This is a genomic window from Cohnella mopanensis (assembly GCF_022352055.1).
GTDB classification, from domain to species: domain Bacteria; phylum Bacillota; class Bacilli; order Paenibacillales; family Paenibacillaceae; genus Cohnella; species Cohnella mopanensis.
The window spans coordinates 242348-265317 of sequence record NZ_JAKRWM010000001.1 but is presented as its reverse complement, the minus strand read 5'-3'; the positions used below and the strand labels follow the sequence as shown (position 1 = coordinate 265317).

Below are 22970 nucleotides of genomic sequence, written 5' to 3'. Positions count from 1 at the left end.
CGCATAGACGGGGTTACCGTTCTTAGATGATAGTCTGTCTCATGATGTTAATTCCGAATGTGCCGACATAAAGCTTGCAATCCTAGCTCGTAGCTTACCGGACCGAATCCGGCAATCTGCCCTAGTGTTACCGCCGCTGTTACCGATGTGTGCCGGAATGCTTCCCTTTTATGAATATTGGAAAGATGAACTTCGACAGCGGGAATTCCCACGGCCGACAATCCGTCACGCAGGGCATAGCTCGTGTGAGTCAATGCGCCCGGGTTAATAAGGATTCCGTCGTGCTTGCCGTAAGCCGCATGGATCTCGTCCAATAAAGCGCCTTCGTGATTGGATTGGAAGAAATGCAGCTCCGCATCCAACTCCTTGCCAAGCTCGACCAGCTTCGATTCGATGTCCGCTAGCGTCGAGACGCCATATACGCCCGGTTCGCGAACTCCCAACATATTCAGATTCGGTCCGTTAAGTACCAAAATACTTAGCATGTCCCAATGACTCCTTCCGCATACAGCCGTTTGACGATCCTAATTGCGTCGATATCCTATCGCCGAATAAAGTTCATCAGACATTGTACCATATGCGGATACCCAAAAAAAGGTTGAATGCCGCGACAGCGTAGCCATTAGCCCTCCGTTCCTTTTATGATGAAGTTTGCGGAGAGCCGCGGCTGGGCGAATTCGAGGGCTCGCGAGCCGCTTCATTATGAAGCTCGAAAGCGATGCTGAAACCAATAAACACTCCCCACACCAGGAAAAGGCAAAAATCCGTCACTATGCTGTTCCAGCCGATCTGGCGAAGAGGAGGCATGGCACCGATCAACGGTCCTAACCACGCGTAAAAAAGCCCCCACCACGCTGCACCGAAAAAGATACCCGGCCAAGGCCCCCTCAACCGCCCAAAGACGGCTAAATAAACGAGCCCGGCAAGCATAGACATCAAGATGAACATGCCAAGACCTGCGGCTTGCCAATAGAAACCGCCCAACATCTTTCTTGGAACGAATGGATCAAGCAAGAATGCTTGAGTCACGTTCGTAAAGTTCAATCCCGTTGCCAACCATCGGACTACCCCCCAGATCAAACCTGCGAAAAAACCGATTTTCACGCTGAAAACAAGTGATTTAGTCGGAGGGGGAGAATTGTTCTTATCGGACTCTGCATTCGCAGTCTCTTTCGAAGCCATTACATCAACCATCCTTAGCCACTATTGGAAAAACTGCGATTTAGTATTTCCTGATGTCGCCATTCTAATCGCGCTATAGAAGCAGCTTCCATTCCTTGTGGCTTTCTCCCCTTCAATCTAGTAAAATAGATGTACTTGGGCGTTCAATGTCATTACCCAGAGTTTCTGTAAAGCAGGTGGCTAACTATGTCTGATCAATCAACCTCAATTTATGGCGGACAGGCTGTAATAGAAGGTGTCATGTTCGCCGGTAAGAGTGTCCACGTGACTGCGGTTCGTCGCAAGAACCAGCAGATTACTTTTCTCGAAGTTCCTAAGAAACCGACTCCTTTCCTTTCCGCAATCAAGAAAATCCCTTTTATTCGAGGGATCGTCGGAATCGTCGAATCCGCCGCCAAAGGCTCCCAACATCTGACTTACTCCGCCGAAGCTTACGCAGAGGATGAGTCCGGACCTGAGGATGCGAACAAACCGAAAGAAAAGGAACGTTGGAATCTCACTATGATCCTAGGCGTTGCCCTAGTGGGTATACTTTCCTTCGTAGTTGGCAAACTAATCTTCACATTAGTGCCGGCTTTTGTGGAAAGTTTGATCTTTGGCCAAGCCTTCGAGAATAAGATATTGCACAACCTGTTAGAAGGCGCTATCAAAATCGTCTTCCTGCTCCTTTATCTCTGGTTCATCTCCCAAACTCCGCTGATTAAACGGTTGTTTCAATACCACGGAGCCGAACATAAAGTCATAAGCGCTTACGAGGCAGGCTCCGAGCTGACCGTATCCGCCGTACAGAAATTCAGCCGTTTGCATTACAGATGCGGAAGCAGCTTTATTATTTTCACGGTCATAGTAGGCGTAATCATCTATTCCTTCTTCTCTTGGGATTCCATGGGTGAAAGAATCGTTCAGCGGATTATCCTATTGCCCGTAGTTCTAGGCGTCTCTTACGAAGTACTGAGATGGACGAACGCGTTGCGGGATATTCCGGTATTAAAGTGGTTGGGAGCACCCGGGTTGTGGTTACAGCTTCTCACGACCAAAGAACCGAACGACGAACAAGTCGCTGTGTCCATCGCGTCCTTCAACCGGATGAGAGAATTGGACCAACAGATCACACCGGCAGTATCGCTGTCGAAGCAAGCGTAATTTAGCCGACATTAGGAGGCGGAAATGGATGAGAAACCGAATCCAACCTTGGTTTGCCGTCGTGCTCGTGTTTATGGCCATCGGATTGGCCGTTCAATTGTTTCAAGGCTCCGTCGAATCGTGGCTCATCCCCCTGTCGCTTGTGGCCATCGTTTTTCTGTTGTATAAGTTCCCGCCGTCTCGGTGGAGAAACTTGTCTAGCCGCGGTCGTCCGCCTGGACGCGGACCGCGTCCGGATATACGCCGTGCCGGCGTCAAGTCGGATCGGCGCAGAGCATCCCCGTTCACCGTGATCGAGGGACGCAAGAACAAAGACGACGAACCGCCGCGTTACCACTAATAAAACCGCTTCCGCTGCAGGTATTGCGTTACTGCTTGCGGAAGCGGTTTTTTAGTTGTTTTTTGGAGAGATCGATATCTTCAATGTGCCTAATTTACGATCCCAGCCTCGAAAAAATTTCTCTCCCGCGGCAAATCCAGATTGGTACAATTGCGAGCTTAACTGCGGTGAAAGATTAAATTGGGTTGTGCTCACGCCAAGCGTCGGAATTTTAATTGTACGAATCCGATTATTCGTCTCGATATAACGCTCATCATGTGCGCTCAGCATCGTTTCGAACATCGCTTGGAACATCGAGATCGGCCCTATGATGTGATGGGGCTGCGCTTCCGATCGGCCGACCACCTGAAATCCGAGAACGGGAATACGCGCTCCCGCATGCACGTCGTCCTCGAACAGCCATAATGGGAAATTGCTCAATAGGCCGCCATCCACGACATAAGAGAACTTTGTCTTTACCGCTTGCTGTTTGCGTTCCTTCCAAGGCTGCCGCAAAATAACCGGCTCGAAAAAGTAGGGAATGCTCGTGCTCATGCGAATCGCCTTAGCGATCGAAAGTTGTTCGGGAACGATTCCATAATAGGAAATATCGTCTGGTAGAACAAGCAGCCTTCCGTTCGTAATGTCGGAAGCGATAATCCGCAATTTGTCGTTCGGCAAGTCTCCGAACGTTCTAATTCCTTTCGCACTCAGCAGCCCCTCGATCCACTGTTCCAAAGCATCGCCGGAGTATAACCCTTTACGTAACAAGATCCGCAGGGCGGGTCCGACGAATTTAAGGTTAAACAGAGGATTCCGCTTCAATAACGAGCGGAAAGGCGTCTTCTCGATAACTTCCTTCATCTCTTCGGCTTTATAACCTGCGGCGATTAAAGCGGCAACGATGCTTCCTGACGAGGTACCCGCGACCCGGTTGAAGACGACTCCGCATGCTTCTGCCGCACGCACCGCGCCAGCGAGCGAAATTCCTTTCACGCCTCCACCCTCGAATACGGCATTTACGAGTGTCGTCTCCATGGGATTTCCCCTTCCGTCGGACAAATCGCTCCCATTCGCTATCGCTACCATCCTTATGCTGGGATAGCGAACTCTAACACATATAAAAAGCCGCTAACCCCAGTTAATCCAGGGATAGCGGCTTTGTTGGATTTCCGTTTTCGTTATCGTAATCGATTAATCATTTTCCAATTCCGCGCGTAACTTGCTAAGTTCTGCCCCGCGGGAAGGATCCCGGTTAAAATATTCGACCAAAGTCTCGATGCAAGTAATGGAATCCCAGCTCAGATGATGCTCAATGCCTTCCACGTCTCCATAGATCTTATCCTCTTGAACTCCGATGATGGTTAAGAAATTCTCAAGCAGGAGATGACGGTCGACGAGCCTTTTGCCCATTTTCTTCCCTTTGTTCGTTAAGACAAGTCCTCTGTATTTTTCATAAATGAGATAACTGTCCTTATCTAGCTTCTGGATCATCTTGGTGACCGATGAGGGATGCACTTCCAGTCCCTCGGCGATATCGGATACCCGTGCGTATCCCTTCTCGTCAATCAACCTATAGATCCGTTCCAGGTAATCTTCCATACTTGGGGTCGGCAACGCAAGCCCCCCTTTCCATTGATTATCATACATTATGCCTAGGGGGCTGGGCAAGTCCCGAGCTGTCGAAAAGAATCGTAAATGTCCTACTATCGCATAATACCTGTACCATAATGGACGGCAACAGCTATTCGCCCGAGGGAGGATCGGCATGATGAGCACGACTAGAATCGAACCGCAGCGCCATGCGGCCAAAGAAACCGCGTTATTCGTACCGGAGCTGGTCTATTTCGAACCCGCATCTCTGGAATATCCGAAAGGACAGCGAATTCTTGAGTGGGTTAAGGAACGAGGATTACCGTATCAGATGACGACCTCGCACAATCGGATAACGAATCTTCCAGGAGAGACGGAGCTTGAGCAGTATAAAATATCCAAAAGAACGCTTGTCGTCGGAATCCGCAAAACGTTAAAATTCGACACCTCGAAACCTTCGGCGGAATACGCAATTCCGCTTGCAACAGGTTGCATGGGTCACTGCCATTATTGTTACCTGCAAACAACTCTTGGCGCCAAGCCTTATATTCGCGTGTATGTCAACATGAACGACATTCTCGATGCGACCAAGAAATACATCGATGAACGCGCGCCCGAGATCACAAGATTCGAAGCCGCTTGCACGTCGGACCCGATCGGACTGGAGCATCTGACCGGTTCGCTGGCCGATGCGATCACTTTCATGGCGGATCAACCGCTAGGCCGCCTTCGCTTCGTGACGAAATTTCATCACGTCGATTCCCTTCTCCCCCTTAACCATAACGGGAATACGCGTATAAGATTCAGCGTCAACGCGGATTACGTCATCCGTCATTTCGAACCAGCAACGTCCCGCTTCCACGAAAGAATCGAAGCTGCCGGCAAAATCGGCCGGGCCGGATATCCTTTGGGTTTCATTATCGCGCCCATCATCTGGTACGATGGCTGGCAGCAAGGATACGCCGAGCTTCTGGAGAAGCTTGCGGAAACACTGCCTGCGGAAGCGACTCGGGATTTGACCTTCGAACTGATTCAGCATAGATTCACCAAGACGGCTAAGACGATCATCGAGAAACGATATCCGAAAACGAAGCTGGAGATGGACGAAGAGAAGCGGAAGAAAAAATGGGGACGCTGGGGCCAGCACAAATACGTTTACCCCGATGAACAAGCAGAAGCGCTCCGCGAATTTATCACGGAGCGCATCTTTGAACATTTTCCCGAGGCGAAGCTGGAATACTTCACTTGACGAGCCTTATGTTTAGCCAAGCCATTTCGGCGTAATGCTTTGCAAATAGATCGTGATCGAGGTCATTTTGTCCGTAAACAAAAGCACGCCCATCAGGATCATGATCGCTCCGCCGATTTTCATTAGCAAATTCGAATATTTCAGAATCCATCTCGTCGATCCCAAGAAGAAAGCAAGCACGAAAAACGGAACCGCGAACCCAAGCGAGTATGCCGTCGTCAACCCCGCCCAAGTTCCGGGATTACTGGCTGCCAGCAATAAGATAGATCCTAGGATCGGGCCTACGCAAGGAGACCAACCTGCCGAGAAACCGACGCCGAAGACGAACGATCCCAAGTAGCCGGCCGGTTTCCACTTCATGTTCAGCTTGCGTTCCTTCATCAAGAGCTGCGGCTGGAAAATGCCCATTAAGAACAAGCCCATGAGAACGATGAAGATCGCCGATATTTTGCGGATCGTATCTTGATAATCTTTGAAAAAATCGGTAAACACGTTAGTTCCGTAAGCAAGCGCGAAGAAGACGGCGGAGAAACCAAGGATAAAGAAAAAAGTATGGCTCATCGTCTTGAAACGCATCGTCCGACTCGTGTCGGTCTTAATCTGATTAACGGAAACGCCTGTTATATAAGATAAATATGCAGGGTACAAAGGCAAGCAACAGGGAGAAATAAAGGATGCGAACCCTGCCGCGAAAGCGATTCCTACATTAACGTCTGCCATAATCAATTACCTCCTTAGGGCTATGCCCGCATGATCCGTGTCGTCGTGATCGATACCGCCAAGATGCCGATCAAAAGGAGCACGATCGTTCCACCTGGCGCTAAGTTCGCAACTCCCGCGATCCACAAGCCGGCCAACACCGCCACTTCGCCGATAATGACGACCAGGATGACCGCCTGTTTGAAACTGCGAGATAGGACAAGTCCGCAGGCGGCCGGAATGACCAGCAACGCGGAGACGAGCAGCGCCCCAACGATCTTGATGGAAGCGCTGATGACCAGCGCGGTCAGAATGCTCATCATAATATTAAAGTATTTCACGGGCAGGCCGCTTACCGCCGCCGCTTCTTCGTCGAAAGTCAGCAGGAAAAGTTCTTTCTTATGTATAAGCACCATCGTCAGCACGATAACCGTTACCCCGGCGATCACCATTAAATCGGTGCTATTCAGCGTATAGATGCTGCCGCCGACAAAATAAGAGGTTACGTTCGCGTTGAATCCTTTGCCCATCGTGAACAACAGTGAGGCAAGTGCGATTCCGCCGGACATAATGATTGCGAGCGATAATTCAGCATAAGTTCGATACTTTCGACGCAACCACTCGATAGCGAAAGAAGCCAATATCGCGAACAATAACCCGACCGCTACCGGGTATGCATGAATAAGAAAACCAAGAGCAACCCCGGCAATGCTGACGTGCGCAAGAGTATCGCCGATCATCGCCAATCTCCTAAGCACGAGAAACAGCCCCATAAGCGGAGCCGTCACCGCAATCAGCGCCCCTCCGATGAGAGCCCGTTGAAAAAATTCAGCCGTCAAAATATCCAAGCTCGATTAACCTTCTTTCCGCAGGGAGTGCAGCAAATCCGTGCCTTCGCAATTTTCCAAATCGTGTGAGTGTCGGACGTAGAACGAAAGCTTGCCGCATTTTTCTTTGGGTTCCTGTCCCAAATAGGAGCGTACCATGTCCATATCATGGGATACCATCAGGAACGTAATGTTATGTCTTTGGTGCATGTGCTTGATCATATGGAAGAAGCTTTGCTGGGTCTCGATGTCGATACCCGACAAGGGCTCGTCCAAGATAAGCAACTTCGGATTATTGATCAGCGCGCGGGCCAAAAATACGCGTTGTTGCTGTCCGCCGGACAACGCTCCTATTCTTTTGTCGCCGAGATCCTGGATTTGCAAGGCTCCAAGCGCATCCTCGCAACGACTGGCATCTTCCTTGGATATTCTACGGTACAACCTCTTACGGCCGTACAATCCGGACAGGACAACTTCTTTAACCGTAGCGGGGAACAGCGGATTGAAATGGTTTCTCTGCGGGACATATCCGATCTTGTCCCAATCCTTGAACTTGCTCGAGGGCGTTCCGAACAAAGTAATGGAGCCTTTCTGAGGTTGGGTTAACCCTACGATCATCCGCAATAACGTTGTTTTGCCAGCGCCGTTGGACCCGATTAAGCCTACGAAATCCCGCTCCATGATCTTAAAAGATACATCGGATAGGACTACCTGGGAATCGAAGGAGAAAGACACTCCGTCCAGCCGGATGATCTCTTGGTGGCATCCTGCCTGTTGTATGCTCGCAGTCGTGTTCATGGAGGTTCCTCCTTATCGTTATGCTATCTGCTTTAAGTCTCATTCCTTCTATGTTAGATCACTGCAGTGCCTTCTGCAAGTTTTGCAGGTTCCGCTCGCTAAGCGTGAAGTAATCTTCTCCGGATTTTTCCTGTTCCGGCGTCAAACCTTCAAGAGGATTGAGCACTAACGTGTCCACATGGGCTTCGCTAGCCAACGTTTGCGCTAATTGCTCGGATACGAGCTCCTCGAAGAAAATATACGGAATATTGTTCTTCTTCACGTATCGGGCGATTTCAAGCAAGTCCTGCGCCTTCGGCTCCGCTTCCGGAGATAAGCCCATAATCGCGATTTGATTCAAGTTATAATCGCGGGCTAAGTACCCAAAAGCTTGATGAGATACGACGATGTCCCGACGCTTGAATACGGACAATTGTTGCGTATATTTATCGTCGAGCTGCTTAAGGCGTTTCTCCAGTTCCGCGTAATTCGCCTCGTATTCCGCTTGATGTTCGGGATCAGCTGTCACGAACGCATCTCGGATATTGGCAGCCATGGTAAGCCCGGAACGCGGGCTTACCCAAGTGTGCGGATCGACATCCAGATCGGAGTGTGCGTGGCCTTCTTCGCCATCGTGGTCCTCGTCATGCTCGGGATTTCCTTGAATGAGCGGAATGCCTTTGCTTGCTTCCACGGTCATCACTTGGCTGTCGGAGCCCAATCCGTTCAGGAAATTGCTTACCCAGCCTTCTAATCCAGCGCCGTTGTACAAGAACAATTGCGCTTTGGATGCGGAGATCAAATCGCGGCTCTTCGGCGTCCAATCATGAGGCTCTACTCCCGCGGCAATCAAGTTCACGACATGAGCCCTTTCCCCGCCAATCTCCTTCGCGAAGAAATAAAGGGGGTAGAAACTCGTCACCACATTAACTTTGCCTTCGACTAACCCGTTGTCGCTTCCGCTTTTGCCGCATGCAGACACGATAGCCAATGCCATTATCGTAATAGCTATGAATAGCAGCTTTGATACTTTCTTATTTCGCTTTAGTTTCTTCATCATGAATCTCCTTAATCGTAAACATTTTTATTAACAAACCCGATTATAGTCCCATGACCTTGTGCTGTCAACAAGAAGAGAGTACGCGGGGATTGAAAAGTTATGCGGGATCGATAAAATGATTACAAAAAAAGCGTTGGAACAGGGAGGATTAACTTCCCCGTGCCAACGCTTTTCTTGTGTATTCATCGCTTATTTCACGATTGCGCCGTTAGGCATGCCGTCCGGAACGGTCGCAAGCGTCAATTGATCGCCTTGCGATGCCGCGAGAACCATCCCTTGAGACAACTCTCCGCGCAGCTTAACCGGCTTCAGATTCGTTACGCAGATGACTTTGCGTCCGACCAATTCCTCCGGTTTGTAGAACTTGGCGATACCGGACACGACCTGCCGCACTTCGAAACCAAGATCGAGTTGCAACTTAAGCAGTTTGTCGGCTTTCGGAATCGATTCGCAAGCGACGACTTGCGCCACTCGCAGTTCAACCTTCATGAAATCATCGATATTGATTTCTGGTGCCAGCTCGGGAGCGGAACCTTCCGTCGATTGTTCCTGCTTCACCGTTGCCGGCGCAGCAGATGCAGCCTCTGAAGCTACGGTGCCAGCTCCACCGGTCATCATCCCGGCGATCCAAGCGACTTCATCAGCTAACTCCAGACGCGGGAAGATCGGATCGCCCTTGCTCGTCTTCGTTCCAGCGATCAGATTGCTAAATTCCCCCAGGCTATCCCAAGCGGTTAACGGTCCAGCATCGATTCCTAGCTGCGACCATATCCGGTGCGGGGTTTGCGTCAAGAACGGTTGAATGAGAATAGATACGATCCGAAGGCTCTCTGCCAGATGGCCCATGACGGATGCCAACGCCTCTTTATTGGCTTCCTCTTTGGCAAGCGTCCATGGCTTCGTTTCGTCAATGTACTTGTTCGTACGGCCGACGAGAGCCCAGATAGCACCTAGCGCGACAGAGAACTCCATGTTCTCGAGCGCCGTTTCCACCTTCTCTACCGTAGCAAGCGCGAACTGTTCCAAATCCGTATCGAACTCCGTCGAGCCAAGAGGGAACACAGGCAAGACGCCGTCGAAGTATTTGTCGATCATCGCGATCGTTCTGTTCAACAGGTTGCCAAGATCGTTCGCCAGGTCGTAGTTGATCCGTTCTACGAACCCTTCAGGAGTGAACGCGCCGTCCGCGCCGAACGGAACTTCGCGCAACAAGTAGTAACGCACGGCATCCAGCCCGAAATGCTCGATCAGCTTGACCGGATCGACAACGTTGCCTTTGGACTTCGACATCTTTCCGTCTTTCATGAGCAGCCATCCGTGCGCGAACACCTTCTCCGGTAACGGGAGATCGAGCGCCATCATCATGATTGGCCAATAGATCGTATGGAACCGGACGATTTCCTTGCTCATCAGATGCACGCTTGCCGGCCAGTATTGACGGAACAGCTCATCCGAGTCCGTCCCGTAGCCGAGTGCTGTAATGTAATTGGATAGAGCATCGATCCAAACATAAATAACATGCTTAGGATCGCCGGGTACCGGAATTCCCCAGTTAAACGTCGTGCGGGATACCGCCAGATCCTCTAGGCCCGGTTTGATGAAATTGTTGATCATTTCCGTCTTGCGGGATTCCGGCTGAATGAAGTCGGGATGCTCCTCGTAATAGGCGAGCAATCTGTCCGCGTATTTGCTCATCCGGAAGAAATACGACTCTTCCTTAACCAACTCGACGGGGTGACCGCTATCCGGACTCTTCCCTCCGACGACTTCGCCTTTCTCGTTCCGGACGACATCCGTCAGTTGCGTTTCCGTGTAATAGGTTTCGTCGGAAATGCTATACCAACCCTCATACTCGCCTTTGTAGATGTCCCCTTGCTCGAGCATCTTCGAGAAAATGCCCTGAACGACTTGGGTATGGCGCGGCTCCGTCGTACGAATGAAATCGTCGTTCGTAATTTCCAGCTTCCGCCATAGTTCTTTAATGCCAACGACGATATCGTCTACGAATTGTTGCGGTGTTTTGCCGGCTTCTTGGGCTTTGCGTTCGATCTTCTGCCCGTGCTCATCCGTCCCAGTCAAATAGCGCACGCTGTATCCGCGCAAGCGCTTATAGCGCGCCATTGCGTCTCCCGCTACCGTCGTGTACGCGTGACCGATATGTAGCTTGTCACTCGGATAATAAATAGGCGTCGTGATGTAAAATGATTTGTTCTCTTCCGTCATCTTTGCCAGCTCCTTAACTCATTTAAAGACAATAAAACTCCCGTCCGTATGGGACGAGAGTTGTTACTCACGCGGTACCACCCAATTTTCCTCCGCTTCATGAATCGTGCGAAGGCTCATTAAGAACCGTCCCGATAACGCCGGACACGCGTCTTCCCCTCACGTCGCGGTTACCGTAGCCGATATCCGCTGAGCTCGAAGTAGAATCCTCCAGGACCATTTTCCAAAGCTGCCCTATACCGGTTCACAGCTCCCCCCGGCTCTCTGCAATAGGCGCGTATCTTCGTACTTATCCCTTCGATGGAACACTTAATATGATCTATTCGCCAAAATATAACCGACTTGCTTCGCCCCTGTCAAGTATGGAAGCGAGTTCCCGTCATTTCTTAGCTTTCGGGGGAGGGACGGGATCGTAACCTCCCCGGTGAAACGGATGGCATTTGCAAATTCTCTTGGCCGCCAGGTAGGAGCCTTTCGCTGCCCCGTGAACCTCGATCGCTTCAAGCGCGTATGCAGAGCATGTAGGCAGGAAGCGGCATGAAGGAGGCGTTAGCGGTGAAATGAATGTCCTATAGAACCGAATTGGCGCTTGCAGCGTTCGTCGTACGATCTTCATTACGTTGCCTTCGAAGACGCCGTGCCCGTAGCCGCGGCATCCTTGCAGTCTCCGCAATAGCCGAACACTTCGAACTTATGCTTAACGACCTCGAAATCTCCCGGAACATCGGTTTCCGACATCGGGCAGAAGCGGATCGGCAACGTTTTCTCGCATTGCAGGCAGATCATATGATGATGGTGATGCTGCTCTTCGCAGCTCAGCTTGAATTTGACTCCGTCCTCGAACACGATTTGCTCAACGACGTCCATGTCCAGAAGCAGTCGCAGATTACGGTACACCGTATCGAAGCTTAACCCGGGATACTCCCTTTGCATTTGTTCGTAGACTTCTTTAGGCGTCAAATAGCCTGAGGCGCCGTCGAATAGCCTTACCATCGTCTTCCGCTGTTCCGTAACCCGTAGACCTTTGCGGGACATTCGCTGCATGATATCCTCAGTCGTTCCCAAAACAAAACCCCCCGTTTGTCCATATGCTTTAACTATGCAGGAAATGAGAGTTTCCGTCAAACCCGCCTTGAAGTGGGCGAGCCCTTTAGGCTTTAGAACAGTTCATATGGATAAATTACTCGTATAATGTACAACATCCCGAGGAAGGAGCATGATAAGAATGTCAGATTGTCCTAAGTGCAAAGGGAAAGCGGTTTTCGATCCCCCGCAAACGGTGTATGAAGATTACTTCCATCCTCAACAGGTCGACGTTATCCATCAGATCGAAGTCGTTAGACGCCACCATTGTGTTCCGGTTTATAATCATGTGACGACCGTTTCCGTCAAAGATGTGTACTGCGGCGATTTCGAGGAAGGCCATGGCGGAGTTCGCACTTCAAACATGAGAAAACGCTAGTAAAACCGTTCCACTTCCTAAATTGCCTCGGTCGCATCCTCCATGTGCGACCGGGGCAGTTTTCAATTCGTTGTCGTCGTTAGTCCATAACCGTATTCGAATAACGGCTTTTGCTCCGTTCCCGTACCTTTTTTCGTTGCTATCGGGATTTGGTCAATCGAACGCGGCCATGTGATCGGTAGCTTCCCCGTGAATGGACGATCACCGAACAGAACATCGCCGATACCGCTCCCTTCCGTTCCCGGCAGCCAAGCGGCAACGAGAGCGTCCATCTTCTTTAGTTCATCCGTCAGAATGAGCGGGCGACCGGATAGCAGGATAACCGTAATCGGAACGTCGAATTTACTTATCCGGTTTAGCAGCTCAATGTCATCCTTGCTGAGTCGAAGTTCTTGACTATCTCCAGCACCTTCGGCATAAGGAGATTCACCGAGCACGGCGACGATGGAATCCGCCCCTTTAACGTCGGTTCCGGCAGGGTCGTATGCCACGATCGTCTCGGGCGAAACCGCTTGTTCGATCGCTTGCAAGATCGTCGTTCCCGGCGTAATCTCTCCAAGCTGACCTTGCCATTGAATGCTCCAACCTCCGCTTTGTCCTCCGATATCGTCAGCCATGGAGCCGACGACCGCGATTTTGTTAAGCTTCTTATCCAGCGGCAATGTACCCTTGTCGTTCTTCAGAAGCACGAGCGATTTGGCCGCGGCTTCGCGCGCCAATTCACGATGAGCCTGGGAACCTACTTCTTTCGCTAATGAAAAATCGCCCATCGGATTGTCGAATAAACGGGACTCGAACTTCACCCTTAATATTCTGCGAACCGCATCGTCAATCCGTTCCTCGGGCACCTCGCCTTTCTCTACAAGCTGCTGTAGAGTGTTTATGAATCCCTTCCAATTGTCCGGTTGCATGAATACGTCGATGCCCGCAAGCACTCCCCTCTTGACGGCTTGAGTGAAATCAGGCTCCATTTCCTCTATCCCGTTATAATCGGAAACAACGATTCCCTTGAAGCTTAACTGACCCTTAAGAACGCCATTAATCAGGGTAGTATGGCCATGCATCTTCACCCCGTTAATGCTGCTGAACGAAACCATGACGGACTGCGCCCCCGCTTCGATACTTGCGGCGTAAGGCGCGATAAGCTGCCGCAGCTCATCCTCCGACAATTCCGCATCTCCCCTATCGATTCCGCCTTGCGTCGCCCCGTCGCCTATCCAATGTTTAAGCGTCGCGATCGCCCGATGATCCCCTAGCCAATCGTTCGAATTTGGCGCTCCTTGCAGCCCCGTCACATATGCCGCGCCTAACTTGGCGACGAGCTCCGGTGTTTCACCATAGCCTTCATAGGTACGCCCCCATCTTTCATCCTCGGGCACGCATAGGCAAGGCGCGAAATTCCAAGGGATTCCTGTTGCTCTAAGCTCGAGAGCCGTCGCTTCCCCGATCCTTCTGACCAAATCCGCGTCTCTGGTTGCACCCAGGCCAATGTTATGAGGAAACAACGTCGCCCCGTATACGTTGTTATTGCCGTGTACGGCATCGATCGCATATAACATCGGAATCCCTAATCGGCTTTGCAACGCCGCTCGCTGGAAACCGTCGATCATCTCCAGCCATGCGGACGGATCGTTCGGAGAAGGCGCGGAGCCTCCCGCGCTAAGAATCGAACCAACGCCGTATTCCGTCATTTCCTCCGGCGTGATCGTTTTCCGTTCCGCCTGTACCATCTGAGCAAGCTTCTCCGGCAGTGTCATTTGGCGAATCAGAAGCTCTACCCTTTGCTCCGTCGGTAACGTCGCATCGCGATAACCGAAGTCGATTGTCGACTGTCCTGTTGACGTCGGAGAATCAGGTGCCTGCGTCGATTGCACAGTCGCTGAAGACGCTGCCACTATTCGGCTTTCCGTTTCCGGTCCGGATTGCTCGTTTACGTTCGCGCTAGCTCTCCAGATTAACATGGCAATAATAGCGATAAGTAAAATTCCGATCGATACCGCGATATAACGAGGTCCCTTATTAAAATGCGGCAAAGGCGTCATCCTCCTCTGATCTGTAAAACGTTTTCTACATTCGTTGTAACACAGAAGGAATACCTTCGGCAATCACATATCACGCATGACAAAAAAAGCTGTCCCTTCGGTCGCAGACGACCGCAAAGATCAGCTTTTAGCCTTGCGCTAACTTTTCATTAGAACCAAGCGTTCGTAACGACGATCAGCATGATGAACGATAGCGCGGACAGTCCCATGAACATGCCGCCTTGTTTTTTTCTCAACTGAAAGAAACGTAACACACCCAAGCTTAAGAATGAACCGATCAGCATAATGAAGATAATTCCCGTAATGAACAATTCGGGAGATACCTCCGTTACATCGACCTCACCCATTTTCCATACCCCCTACGAGCACCATCTACAATTAATCAAGCCGACTCTTGCTTCCAATAGCATTATACCGATTTACGACTGGATAAACAATTCATATTCCGACTTTTCTGGGGGTCTGCGTTTAAAGCGGATAACGAGCTCCCGATCTTTTTTCATGACCGCTTTGCCGGAACGAGCGTACACTGAGCAAGGCAACCGAAACGCGCGGGTTTTATCGCCTGGCAATCCCGTAAGCTTAAGCCGATCGGAGGTCGCGAAAATCTGGACCTGCTTGAGATCGATCTCGGGGGAAATCCGCAAGGTGACGGCGACGACTTTGGCATTCTGCTTCGTTTCCATCTGAATCGTGGTTTTGGTTTGAACCCGCGCAGTCGATCTGGAGTTTTGCATAATCTCTTTAATATATTGATTCAACCAATTCGAATCGTTATCTTGATCCCAATTTTCCGCTAGTTTCCATGGAATGTCTTTGCCCAGCCACTTCCGAATGTCCTTCCAATCCGGAAGCGGTCCGCTGTCGAAAAACGAGCTCATGATCCTATTCCCTCCAACGGCAAAATGGCACGCGTCATGCAAGCAGATTCGAGTACCATCGCCCAGACTCTATTCACCAGCATATGATTGGACCATCCCTCCTGTGCGCGGCAGGGTTGGGTTTTAGGGAGCTTCGGATGAACCTCTGGGCTATCGCCTTCATACACTGTTCAGAGAGCCTAAAGCGAAGGAGTCGTTATGCCCATGCCATGCATCATCGGCAATGTCAAAATCCTTAGCGTTGGCGGCAGCGGCGTCGTTCAATTCGGGGATACGATCCAAATTTCTCCGTCCAGCACCTCCAAAACCTATGCAGGCTCCGGTTCCTTCATTACGGGGGATCTATCTAGAAGCAACAATGCGGTTAGCGCGACGATTACGAACGATCCGGATGTTCAAGATTCCTCGGAAAACACCGTTGGAAACTCGGGGGTCATCTAATGAATTGGAATATAAATCAGACCATAACGATCGGTCAGCTTCGGGTAGACGGCGTGACCAATTCCTCGGTGCTCCAAATCGGAAGCGCAGGCAGCATCCAAGCGTTATCCCAGCTATACAATACTGGCGGTTTCACGGGACCTGCCCCCTCGCTGAATGAGCTGGGCGAAGTAAGCAGCGCTTTATCGCTCGTGCCGCTTCCGAATCCAACCTGAAAGAGGGGTCTCCGATGCAGATGCCGATGCAACAGCCCTATCTATGGAACAGCGTATATCAACAGCAGCCGCAAGCTCCTGTTGCACTGAACTGGACGGAGTGGTGCCAGCGGCTTTATCAAACCGAGGTAAAGCTTCAACAGCTGACCGAACAACTAGCTAACGTGCAGAAGCAACTAGATGAAGTCAGAAACAAACAGCCCTTGCACGTCGAATACCACTTTGACCAATTAAAAGTGAATCGCCTGGAGGGTACGCTGAACGTTGGAATATCGCCGCAAGGCGTCCAGGGGATCGAATCATTCGAAACGCCTAATCCCGTTTGCTGGAACGTAAATACGGAGCAGACCGAGGAGGCTAATCTCCCGATTCGTGCGCTGCAGAAAGATATGAATGAATATATGATCAAAGAAGCTCCTGCGATTCTTATAGGAATGGAGCGGCAATTCGGGATTACGCTGGATGAAGAGCATCGCCGAACGATACTGGATGACGTGAACAAACAGTTGAACGATCGGGTGCGCTACTATGCGAAGACGATTGACTATCCGGACAAAGGGACGGATGAAGAACGGAAAAATTGGAACGAGTCGGTCAAGGATAAAACCCGCCGGGATATTCAAGCTGCATTCTCGGCTTATTTGGGCAAACAACTGAAAAAGGATGATCAGAATGGGTAATCCCACCAACATGCAAGCGCCGCTCCCTTATCGCTTAACCGTTAACAATGGACCTGTGAACGTAGGTTCGATATGCCTAGTGGGCGTTTCGAGCTCATCGGCACTCCTTCTCGGCGACACCGAATCGATCACGCTCTATTCGTTTTTCGATACACCGCCAGAGTCCGTCATCGTCGGTCCGCTAGCGCCTCTCCCTGCCCCACCGGAGGAGGATCTCGAATGAGCATCGAATACAGAAGCACAACATTAGGCTGGCTTTTCGTAAATACGGTTAGTTCTTCCGGCATCGTGCATCTGGGAGACGGCAAAAATAACAACCTCACTTCCAAGGCGTTGGCGATCCAGCGCGCGGTTCCAAATAACATAGAAGACGAATTTCGCTTCGCCTCGTACCGGATTTTCGGTCTCCCTAAGCTAACGTTGCTGCCGTGCGGAACAGTGGATTTCCAAAGCTGGTCTTCGTTTCCTTCTATTCGCGTCGGGTCGGTCAGAGCGCTTGGCGTATCCGCCTCCTCCTTGTTGCAAGTAGGAAATGGCGGTCCTCTGCAAGGCGTTTCTAGAATCAAGCACATACGCAACTTCAATAAACTATCGAGTGGCTGAAAAATACGGAATATTTGTCCTCCCGGTACAAACGTACAGGATTCCGAGTGTCCCCCGCCATATGCTGACATTGTGATTCGCCATCACATCACATAAGAACACGGGAGGTTTTCAACAATGGGTTATCCGGTTGCAGGTGCAGCAACAGGTTGTGGATGCGGACCTACACACGTCGGAGGCATGGGTGTAGCTGCTTTCGCTTTAGTTCTCTTCGTCCTCTTGGTCATCATTCTTCGGGCTGGCTACTAATCGACTAATCTTTCCACATAAAAACACCTTGCCAACTGGCAAGGTGTTTTTATGTGGAGCTAACCGGATGTCCCCGGCGTAATCTGGCCGAGCTTCAACGCTAAATGCAATTGAAGCCTGTCTTCAGGATCGTCCAACGTGACGCCTAGAATCGATTGGACTTTCTCCAGACGGTACACGATCGTATTATAATGGGCGTACAATTTTTCCGAAGTGAGCTTAATGTTGCCGTTGCACTGGAAGAACATCTCTAATGTCTCCACTAGCCGTCCGCCCCCCTTACGGTCCGCTTGCTGAAGCGGAATGGCGAAACGGCTTAGAAATTGCTCTCTCTCTTCTCCGGACGGAATTAAATAGAGCAAGGAGTACACTCCGAGCCGATCATAAGCGACGACTTCACCAGGAAGCCTGCACACCTCCGCTACCTGTCGTGACCTCTTCGCCTGAGCCCAGCTTCCTTGTAATCCGTCCGTACGCTCGGTAACCCTGCCCGCAAAAAGGATCAGTTCGCGATCTCCCAGCAATATACGAAGCTCCATTAACAATCTATGAATGAATTGCGACGCTACTTCGTCCCTCTCGGCTCCCGCAGGCAGGGTCGGGACGATCGGAACAACCAGCGCAAGATCATCGCCGATCTGCGCAGCCAGTAAGCCGTCCACGGACCGAAGCCTCTCCGACCGAAGTCGCCGCGCGACTTCTCTCAGCTTCTCGGGCGTCTCGGGTGTCCGCCAGCCGACTAGAATCGCGCACATCGGAGTTCCTTCCGCGATCAAGCAACCGCAAACGTCCGCCCTCAGCTTCCAATCCGCCTGCGAGACGATTTTGCCGGAGAGCCAATCCTGCAGAAATTGGTCGAGGTATTTGCCTTCTACTTCTCGAACCGCTTCCACGTTAGCGAGTTCAAGTCCCACGAGCGAAGAAAGGCGATCCACGCTGAGCGCATCGATCGGCTGGATATCCCGGTTGCGCTCAACCAGAACCAAACAAGCCTGTTTCATCTTCCTTGTCGGAATCTGATTCACATAGGTTCGATAAGCATTCTGCAAGTGCATGAATCCGTTACTGGAGCCTCTCCCTACTTGACGGAACGTGAGTGATTGAAGAAGCGGCCATACCTCCGTCGGTTCCGTGCTTCTTAAGCTTTTGGATAACCAAGCCTTCTCGTTCTCCCGTACGACCGCTACCGGATTGTCCAGCAAATCCTCCATCGCATCCAAGAGAGCATAGAGCCCGTTTCCCTCCAAGAGCAAACGCGCCATGCTCTGTATTCGGGTTTGCAGGTCCGCAAGCTGGGACGTTTCCTGTGCCAGAACCCTTTCCATGACCATTTTTACCGCTGAGGATAGCGAGGTGTCGCCCGGAATCTCCAACAGGGGAACACCCTGCTTCTCCGCATCTGCAATATTCTCGGACGGCACTCCGTCCTTAGGACTGATCTTATGAATGCCTAGGACGGCCCCCCCGCTGTCTTCCGAATGGCTATCCTGGAGCTTTTCCGTGCGCGGAATTATGGCCATAAGGCTGCCTCCTTCTTCTATGCCCATCAGTCATTTTATATAACGCGATTGATTGGTAACAGTAATTTGGCATTCTTATGTAATATAATATTACATTAATAGGTGAAAGTCTTTATAGTATTCCGCTAGTAATATGGAGTAAATTGTGTTGTTTTTCCCTACTATGGTTGGATCACTCGAAATACTTGACTTGAGATGACACATTATAACGGGTTACAAAACTTACTTTTCCGCGAAGTCAACCTTCGAGCAGCTCCCTATCACTTGTCGAAAACAACGGGAGAGTGCTATTGTAAACAATTAATACAGTTGACCTAACGGAAAGAAGGAATCCCGTTGCTGCCATTGCCGTCATCCCCTTATCGGAGAAGGTGGAAAATTTCCACACTCTTAATCGTCTCTTTCGTCATCATGATTTCTCTTCCCATTACGTTGATTGCTAGCTATTCCGTCAGATCGTTCAATACGATTTTATTGGATAACGCGACATCCCGAGCTATGCAGACGCTGGAACAAATCTCGTATACGGTAGACGATAAGCTGCGACTCATGAAAAATACGATCGCGACGATCGCTAACGACCGCGGGATGATTACTGCAGCTTCCTCCGCCCATTTCTCCGAATCTAAACAGGACCAGCTTGAACTGAGCAGGAAACTCGAATCCAATTTGCATAGTTACTTTCACTACACTCCCGACGTTCTTTCCGTCGTGTTCACTTTTAACGAACAAGGAGCGGCGAGCTACAAACAAAACTTATCGATCGACGAGACTAAGATGCGCGCTCAAAGCTGGTATCGCGATGTGCTTCAAAATAAAAACAAAGTACATATCATGGGAGCCGAGACGAATTCGGGCATGTTCAACGATAACGATAACGATAACTACATCAGCGTCGCGGTAGCACCCAATTACAGCATGGCTTTCTTCCAAGTGGAAATGATCTACTTCGTTTTTAACGCGGCCGAAATCACCAACCTCCTCAAAACCGAAGTTTCCGATGCCGGAGATAGCTTCGTACTGAACGCTTCGGGCTCCATTGTCGCTTCGACGAATGAGGAAGCCATGAAAGATGGCATTAGCGAAAATCCGCATTTTAAGCAAGCGCTTACAGGGACGAGCGGTAATTACGTAGAGAATATCGATGGCAAGCAATCGTTCATCGTCTACCGATCCTCCGACCAAGGTTTTAAGTACATTCAGGTGTACTCGTACAGCAATATGGTTAAACAGATCAACACCATGTATAAACGGATTTTATTATTGTCCGCCGCCGGACTGATCGTGTTCCTGCTTGTCTCCTATTTACTTGTTCGAAGCATCGTGAAACCGATCGGATCGCTCGTCAATCAAATGGCCTCCGTTAAAGCCGGCAACCTCAAGGCTAAGATCAAGGAATCCGGCCCCGTCGAGACCTACGTGCTTGGAGTAACGTTTAACGAGATGGTATCGCAATTAAAGTCGTCGATCCAAGAAATCGAAGACAAAGAAACCCAGAAGAGATTAGCCGAAATCGCCTCCCTTCAATCGCAGATTAACCCGCATTTCCTGCTGAACACTTTAAATACGATTAAGCTGATGGCTAGCATTTCGAACGCGGTCAATATCCAGAAAATGACCGAAGCTCTGACCAAGCTTTTGTCTTCCGCCTTTAACCGCGGAGGGATGTATACAACGTTGGAGGAAGAAATCAAGTTGCTCGACTATTACGTGCAGATCATGAAAATTAGGTACGGCGACCAGTTCGACATCCGATACGATATCGATGCCGAGACGAGTTCGATCCGAATTCTGAAGCTGTTGCTGCAGCCAATCGTTGAAAACGCCATTATTCACGGGCTTCACGAAAGAGAAACGAGAGGCCTCATCCAAGTGTCGGGAGAAACCCGTCGAATGGATTGCCAAATCGTCATTCGCGATAACGGCAGAGGAATGAACCCCGAGCTGATGCGAAAACTGCTGGATTCCAAGGAATCCAACGTTCAGGAAAGCTTTAACGGCATCGGATTGAAGAACGTCCATGACAGGTTGAGATTGAACTACGGGCCAGCTTACGGGATCACGATAGAAAGCGAACAAAATGAGGGCACGACCGTAACGGTCGTGTTGCCTAATCTTAGAGGGGATGTCGGGCATGCTTAGAGTATTGATCGTAGACGACGAGCCGATATACAGGCTCGCCTTAAGGGAACTCATCCGTTGGGACGATTACGAATGCGAAATCGTCGGCGAGGCTTCCAACGGGCAGGATGCGTTAAGGATGATCGCACCGCTGCGCATCGATTTGGTCATCGTCGATATTCAGATGCCCATACTGTCAGGCATCGAATTTCTAAAGAAACTTAGGGACTCGGAAGAAGGACGGAAAGTAGCCGTAGTTATACTAAGCGCATACTCCCAATACGAGTACGTTCGCCAGGCATTCGTATACGGAGCATACGATTACATCATCAAGGAGGATCTGAACGCGGAGCATGTAGGGGAAGTCATTCTGAAGACGGTTCGAAAGATAAGCGAAGCTAACGACATTCAGGAACGGCAGCAAAGAGAAAGCCTCGCACGCATAGACCAACTGAAGAAAGAAACGCTGCGTTCCCTGATTCTATCCGCAAGCGCCCCTTCACGGGAAGATAATGCGATTTCTGAATGGCTGCTGTCCTTGGAGGGTTCGCGTCACATCTTATTTTGCTTGCTTATCGATCGACACTCTCCTCCCACGGACAGAGATTTGGATACGCAGCGAAGCCGTCTGATTTCCCACTCCATTCGCCAGGTCGCGGACGTTTACCGGTTGGATTCCGTAGTCGCCCGCATCGACGCGCGGGAGTACGCCCTGCTATTCCGTATCCCCGGACAAATCGGACAACTGCAAACGCGGGAAACGATGGCCGATATGGCGAACAAAATCATTCGCCATATCCGCGACTATATGAATGTCGAGATTACTCTAGGCATTTCTCGGGTTTGCGCCCATTATTCCTCCTGGGGAGAACAGCATAAGCTGGCCAGACAGTGGGCGGATGCCAAATTTTATCTCGGATCCGGACGAGCTTATTTCGAAGAAGACGTTACCGTTTATCCCAATACCTTGCCCAATAAAGTCTGGAACGTACCCGAGCTCTTGCGCGATTTGGAAACCGGCAATCCGGATTGGTGCAAGAAGCTGGATAATGGCATGGACGTTCTCGCCAACGCTTGCGGCGTTCCCGTCGAGAAGACGTTACACGTCTATCAAGCGCTGTTGTGGGAAATCAGCTCCTTGCTTTATTCCAAAGGACTTAATTGGGATAGCCTAGGCGAGCAAGAATCACCCGTCGAACGATTAGCTTATTACGAGCATGTTGGCCAGTTGAACATTGGATTCCGATCGTTGATTCAATCCGTCTTCGACAACATCGATCCCAAAAAACGAATCCAGGAAAATTCGCCTCCGTTAGTGGAAAAGGTTAAAAAGTGGATCGACCGCCACTATCAGGAACCGATTTCCTTACTGAGCGCCAGCGAGGCGGTTGGAATCAGCGAAAGCTACCTCAGTAAAATCTTCGCCAAGGAAACCGGAGAAACGTTCGTCGAATACGTGACGCGAAAAAGAGTAGAACAGGCGATCCTGTTCATGGGCAGCGGAATGAAAATCTATGAAATCGCCGAGAAGGTCGGTTATCCGAATCAGGGTCATTTCAGCAAAATTTTCAAAAAAGTAACCGGAAAAACGCCGCTGGAATATCGGGAAGAACGATTATCCAAATAACCCCCTCCAATATCGAGGATAAAAAGAGAGAAAAAAAGAACAAGGATGTTCATATGA

Annotated in this window: 26 protein-coding genes; 11 read left to right on the top strand and 15 right to left on the bottom strand. The window is 50.3% G+C overall.

All coding sequences use genetic code 11. The features are described 5' to 3' along the window. Positions 1-47 precede the first annotated feature (47 nt). Together aroQ and L3D05_RS01085 are read right to left on the bottom strand one after the other, a co-directional pair. Positions 48-485 carry a type II 3-dehydroquinate dehydratase gene (gene aroQ, locus L3D05_RS01090; protein WP_239613832.1) on the bottom strand — a complete coding sequence of 146 codons (438 nt, stop codon included), beginning with the start codon at positions 483-485 and terminating at the stop codon, positions 48-50. A 154-nt stretch (positions 486-639) separates the two neighbouring features. After that, positions 640-1182 carry a YqhR family membrane protein gene (locus L3D05_RS01085; RefSeq protein ID WP_239613830.1) on the bottom strand — a complete coding sequence of 181 codons (543 nt, stop codon included), beginning with the start codon at positions 1180-1182 and terminating at the stop codon, positions 640-642. A 186-nt stretch (positions 1183-1368) separates the two neighbouring features. Here L3D05_RS01085 and L3D05_RS01080 point away from each other — a divergent pair, with 186 nt between their 5' ends. Together L3D05_RS01080 and L3D05_RS01075 are read left to right on the top strand one after the other, a co-directional pair. Continuing rightward, on the top strand, positions 1369-2325 hold the full coding sequence (locus L3D05_RS01080; protein ID WP_239613828.1) for a DUF1385 domain-containing protein: 957 nt from the start codon (positions 1369-1371) through the stop codon (positions 2323-2325). A gap of 28 nt (positions 2326-2353) precedes the next feature. Next, a complete protein-coding gene (locus L3D05_RS01075; protein ID WP_239613826.1) occupies positions 2354-2665 on the top strand; it encodes a hypothetical protein in 312 nt (103 codons plus the stop codon). A 51-nt stretch (positions 2666-2716) separates the two neighbouring features. On the opposite strand, the gene L3D05_RS01070 is transcribed toward L3D05_RS01075, so the two are convergent. Together L3D05_RS01070 and mntR are read right to left on the bottom strand one after the other, a co-directional pair. After that, positions 2717-3682 carry a patatin-like phospholipase family protein gene (locus L3D05_RS01070; RefSeq protein ID WP_239613824.1) on the bottom strand — a complete coding sequence of 322 codons (966 nt, stop codon included), beginning with the start codon at positions 3680-3682 and terminating at the stop codon, positions 2717-2719. A gap of 156 nt (positions 3683-3838) precedes the next feature. Further along, positions 3839-4261, bottom strand: a complete 423-nt coding sequence (gene mntR, locus L3D05_RS01065) for a transcriptional regulator MntR (protein ID WP_239613823.1) — start codon at positions 4259-4261, stop codon at positions 3839-3841. A gap of 154 nt (positions 4262-4415) precedes the next feature. Here mntR and splB point away from each other — a divergent pair, with 154 nt between their 5' ends. Next, on the top strand, positions 4416-5486 hold the full coding sequence (gene splB / locus L3D05_RS01060; protein WP_239614727.1) for a spore photoproduct lyase: 1071 nt from the start codon (positions 4416-4418) through the stop codon (positions 5484-5486). Between the two features lie 12 nt (positions 5487-5498). On the opposite strand, the gene L3D05_RS01055 is transcribed toward splB, so the two are convergent. The 7 genes from L3D05_RS01055 to L3D05_RS01025 form a co-directional block, all read right to left on the bottom strand. Further along, positions 5499-6206 (bottom strand): cytochrome c biogenesis CcdA family protein, encoded by a 708-nt coding sequence (locus L3D05_RS01055; RefSeq protein WP_239613821.1) that lies wholly within the window; start codon positions 6204-6206, stop codon positions 5499-5501. Between the two features lie 20 nt (positions 6207-6226). Continuing rightward, a complete protein-coding gene (locus L3D05_RS01050) occupies positions 6227-7033 on the bottom strand; it encodes a metal ABC transporter permease (protein WP_239613819.1) in 807 nt (268 codons plus the stop codon). A 6-nt stretch (positions 7034-7039) separates the two neighbouring features. Beyond that, complete coding sequence (locus tag L3D05_RS01045) at positions 7040-7810, bottom strand: metal ABC transporter ATP-binding protein (protein ID WP_239613817.1); 771 nt, start codon at positions 7808-7810, stop codon at positions 7040-7042. Positions 7811-7868: 58 nt separating this feature from the next. Further along, positions 7869-8846: a metal ABC transporter substrate-binding protein gene (locus tag L3D05_RS01040; RefSeq protein WP_239613815.1), complete on the bottom strand. Its 978-nt coding sequence runs from the start codon at positions 8844-8846 to the stop codon at positions 7869-7871. A gap of 192 nt (positions 8847-9038) precedes the next feature. After that, on the bottom strand, positions 9039-11072 hold the full coding sequence (gene metG, locus L3D05_RS01035) for a methionine--tRNA ligase (RefSeq protein ID WP_239613814.1): 2034 nt from the start codon (positions 11070-11072) through the stop codon (positions 9039-9041). Positions 11073-11451: 379 nt separating this feature from the next. After that, positions 11452-11688 carry a membrane protein insertion efficiency factor YidD gene (gene yidD, locus L3D05_RS01030; RefSeq protein ID WP_239613812.1) on the bottom strand — a complete coding sequence of 79 codons (237 nt, stop codon included), beginning with the start codon at positions 11686-11688 and terminating at the stop codon, positions 11452-11454. Beyond that, positions 11688-12137 (bottom strand): Fur family transcriptional regulator, encoded by a 450-nt coding sequence (locus L3D05_RS01025; RefSeq protein WP_239613810.1) that lies wholly within the window; start codon positions 12135-12137, stop codon positions 11688-11690. The genes yidD and L3D05_RS01025 overlap by 1 nt, the downstream gene beginning before the upstream one ends. Positions 12138-12297: 160 nt before the next feature. On the opposite strand from L3D05_RS01025, the gene L3D05_RS01020 reads away from it, so the two are divergent. Continuing rightward, entirely contained in the window at positions 12298-12534 is a 237-nt protein-coding gene (locus L3D05_RS01020; protein ID WP_239613809.1) for a hypothetical protein, read from the top strand. A gap of 62 nt (positions 12535-12596) precedes the next feature. Here the strand turns inward: L3D05_RS01020 and L3D05_RS01015 are convergent, their stop codons facing one another. From L3D05_RS01015 to L3D05_RS01005, 3 genes are all read right to left on the bottom strand, one after another. Beyond that, a complete protein-coding gene (locus tag L3D05_RS01015; protein WP_239613807.1) occupies positions 12597-14567 on the bottom strand; it encodes a glycoside hydrolase family 3 protein in 1971 nt (656 codons plus the stop codon). Between the two features lie 158 nt (positions 14568-14725). Then, positions 14726-14923, bottom strand: a complete 198-nt coding sequence (locus L3D05_RS01010; protein WP_239613805.1) for a hypothetical protein — start codon at positions 14921-14923, stop codon at positions 14726-14728. A gap of 72 nt (positions 14924-14995) precedes the next feature. After that, positions 14996-15457: a hypothetical protein gene (locus L3D05_RS01005; protein WP_239613803.1), complete on the bottom strand. Its 462-nt coding sequence runs from the start codon at positions 15455-15457 to the stop codon at positions 14996-14998. Positions 15458-15661: 204 nt separating this feature from the next. Here L3D05_RS01005 and L3D05_RS01000 point away from each other — a divergent pair, with 204 nt between their 5' ends. The 5 genes from L3D05_RS01000 to L3D05_RS00980 are packed head-to-tail and all read left to right on the top strand — an operon-like array spanning position 15662 to position 17396. Continuing rightward, complete coding sequence (locus L3D05_RS01000; protein WP_239613801.1) at positions 15662-15898, top strand: spore germination protein; 237 nt, start codon at positions 15662-15664, stop codon at positions 15896-15898. Then, on the top strand, positions 15898-16113 hold the full coding sequence (locus tag L3D05_RS00995) for a spore germination protein GerPB (RefSeq protein WP_239613799.1): 216 nt from the start codon (positions 15898-15900) through the stop codon (positions 16111-16113). Before L3D05_RS01000 ends, L3D05_RS00995 begins: the two co-directional genes overlap by 1 nt. A gap of 14 nt (positions 16114-16127) precedes the next feature. Continuing rightward, entirely contained in the window at positions 16128-16793 is a 666-nt protein-coding gene (gerPC, locus tag L3D05_RS00990; RefSeq protein WP_239613797.1) for a spore germination protein GerPC, read from the top strand. After that, positions 16786-17016 (top strand): spore germination protein GerPD, encoded by a 231-nt coding sequence (locus tag L3D05_RS00985; protein WP_305037391.1) that lies wholly within the window; start codon positions 16786-16788, stop codon positions 17014-17016. Before gerPC ends, L3D05_RS00985 begins: the two co-directional genes overlap by 8 nt. Continuing rightward, positions 17013-17396, top strand: coding sequence for a spore germination protein GerPE (locus L3D05_RS00980; protein ID WP_239613795.1), 384 nt, complete (start codon positions 17013-17015; stop codon positions 17394-17396). The genes L3D05_RS00985 and L3D05_RS00980 overlap by 4 nt, the downstream gene beginning before the upstream one ends. Positions 17397-17704: 308 nt before the next feature. On the opposite strand, the gene L3D05_RS00975 is transcribed toward L3D05_RS00980, so the two are convergent. Continuing rightward, the gene (locus tag L3D05_RS00975; RefSeq protein WP_239613794.1) at positions 17705-19165 is read right to left on the bottom strand and encodes a helix-turn-helix domain-containing protein; all 1461 of its coding nucleotides are present in this window, start codon (positions 19163-19165) and stop codon (positions 17705-17707) included. 336 nt (positions 19166-19501) lie between these two features. On the opposite strand from L3D05_RS00975, the gene L3D05_RS00970 reads away from it, so the two are divergent. Both L3D05_RS00970 and L3D05_RS00965 read left to right on the top strand, forming a co-directional pair. Then, on the top strand, positions 19502-21307 hold the full coding sequence (locus tag L3D05_RS00970) for a cache domain-containing sensor histidine kinase (protein WP_239613792.1): 1806 nt from the start codon (positions 19502-19504) through the stop codon (positions 21305-21307). Next, entirely contained in the window at positions 21300-22913 is a 1614-nt protein-coding gene (locus L3D05_RS00965; protein ID WP_239613790.1) for a response regulator transcription factor, read from the top strand. The genes L3D05_RS00970 and L3D05_RS00965 overlap by 8 nt, the downstream gene beginning before the upstream one ends. Positions 22914-22970: the final 57 nt, after the last annotated feature.

Coding starts and splice junctions, on each gene's coding strand:
- aroQ (WP_239613832.1), bottom strand. CDS start 485: ATGCTAAGTATTTTGGTACTTAACGGACCGAATCTGAATATGTTGGGA.
- L3D05_RS01085 (WP_239613830.1), bottom strand. CDS start 1,182: ATGGCTTCGAAAGAGACTGCGAATGCAGAGTCCGATAAGAACAATTCT.
- L3D05_RS01080 (WP_239613828.1), top strand. CDS start 1,369: ATGTCTGATCAATCAACCTCAATTTATGGCGGACAGGCTGTAATAGAA.
- L3D05_RS01075 (WP_239613826.1), top strand. CDS start 2,354: ATGAGAAACCGAATCCAACCTTGGTTTGCCGTCGTGCTCGTGTTTATG.
- L3D05_RS01070 (WP_239613824.1), bottom strand. CDS start 3,682: ATGGAGACGACACTCGTAAATGCCGTATTCGAGGGTGGAGGCGTGAAA.
- splB (WP_239614727.1), top strand. CDS start 4,416: ATGAGCACGACTAGAATCGAACCGCAGCGCCATGCGGCCAAAGAAACC.
- L3D05_RS01055 (WP_239613821.1), bottom strand. CDS start 6,206: ATGGCAGACGTTAATGTAGGAATCGCTTTCGCGGCAGGGTTCGCATCC.
- L3D05_RS01045 (WP_239613817.1), bottom strand. CDS start 7,810: ATGAACACGACTGCGAGCATACAACAGGCAGGATGCCACCAAGAGATC.
- L3D05_RS01040 (WP_239613815.1), bottom strand. CDS start 8,846: ATGAAGAAACTAAAGCGAAATAAGAAAGTATCAAAGCTGCTATTCATA.
- metG (WP_239613814.1), bottom strand. CDS start 11,072: ATGACGGAAGAGAACAAATCATTTTACATCACGACGCCTATTTATTAT.
- yidD (WP_239613812.1), bottom strand. CDS start 11,688: ATGAAGATCGTACGACGAACGCTGCAAGCGCCAATTCGGTTCTATAGG.
- L3D05_RS01020 (WP_239613809.1), top strand. CDS start 12,298: ATGTCAGATTGTCCTAAGTGCAAAGGGAAAGCGGTTTTCGATCCCCCG.
- L3D05_RS01010 (WP_239613805.1), bottom strand. CDS start 14,923: ATGGGTGAGGTCGATGTAACGGAGGTATCTCCCGAATTGTTCATTACG.
- L3D05_RS01005 (WP_239613803.1), bottom strand. CDS start 15,457: ATGAGCTCGTTTTTCGACAGCGGACCGCTTCCGGATTGGAAGGACATT.
- L3D05_RS01000 (WP_239613801.1), top strand. CDS start 15,662: ATGCCATGCATCATCGGCAATGTCAAAATCCTTAGCGTTGGCGGCAGC.
- L3D05_RS00995 (WP_239613799.1), top strand. CDS start 15,898: ATGAATTGGAATATAAATCAGACCATAACGATCGGTCAGCTTCGGGTA.
- gerPC (WP_239613797.1), top strand. CDS start 16,128: ATGCAGATGCCGATGCAACAGCCCTATCTATGGAACAGCGTATATCAA.
- L3D05_RS00985 (WP_305037391.1), top strand. CDS start 16,786: ATGGGTAATCCCACCAACATGCAAGCGCCGCTCCCTTATCGCTTAACC.
- L3D05_RS00980 (WP_239613795.1), top strand. CDS start 17,013: ATGAGCATCGAATACAGAAGCACAACATTAGGCTGGCTTTTCGTAAAT.
- L3D05_RS00975 (WP_239613794.1), bottom strand. CDS start 19,165: ATGGCCATAATTCCGCGCACGGAAAAGCTCCAGGATAGCCATTCGGAA.
- L3D05_RS00965 (WP_239613790.1), top strand. CDS start 21,300: ATGCTTAGAGTATTGATCGTAGACGACGAGCCGATATACAGGCTCGCC.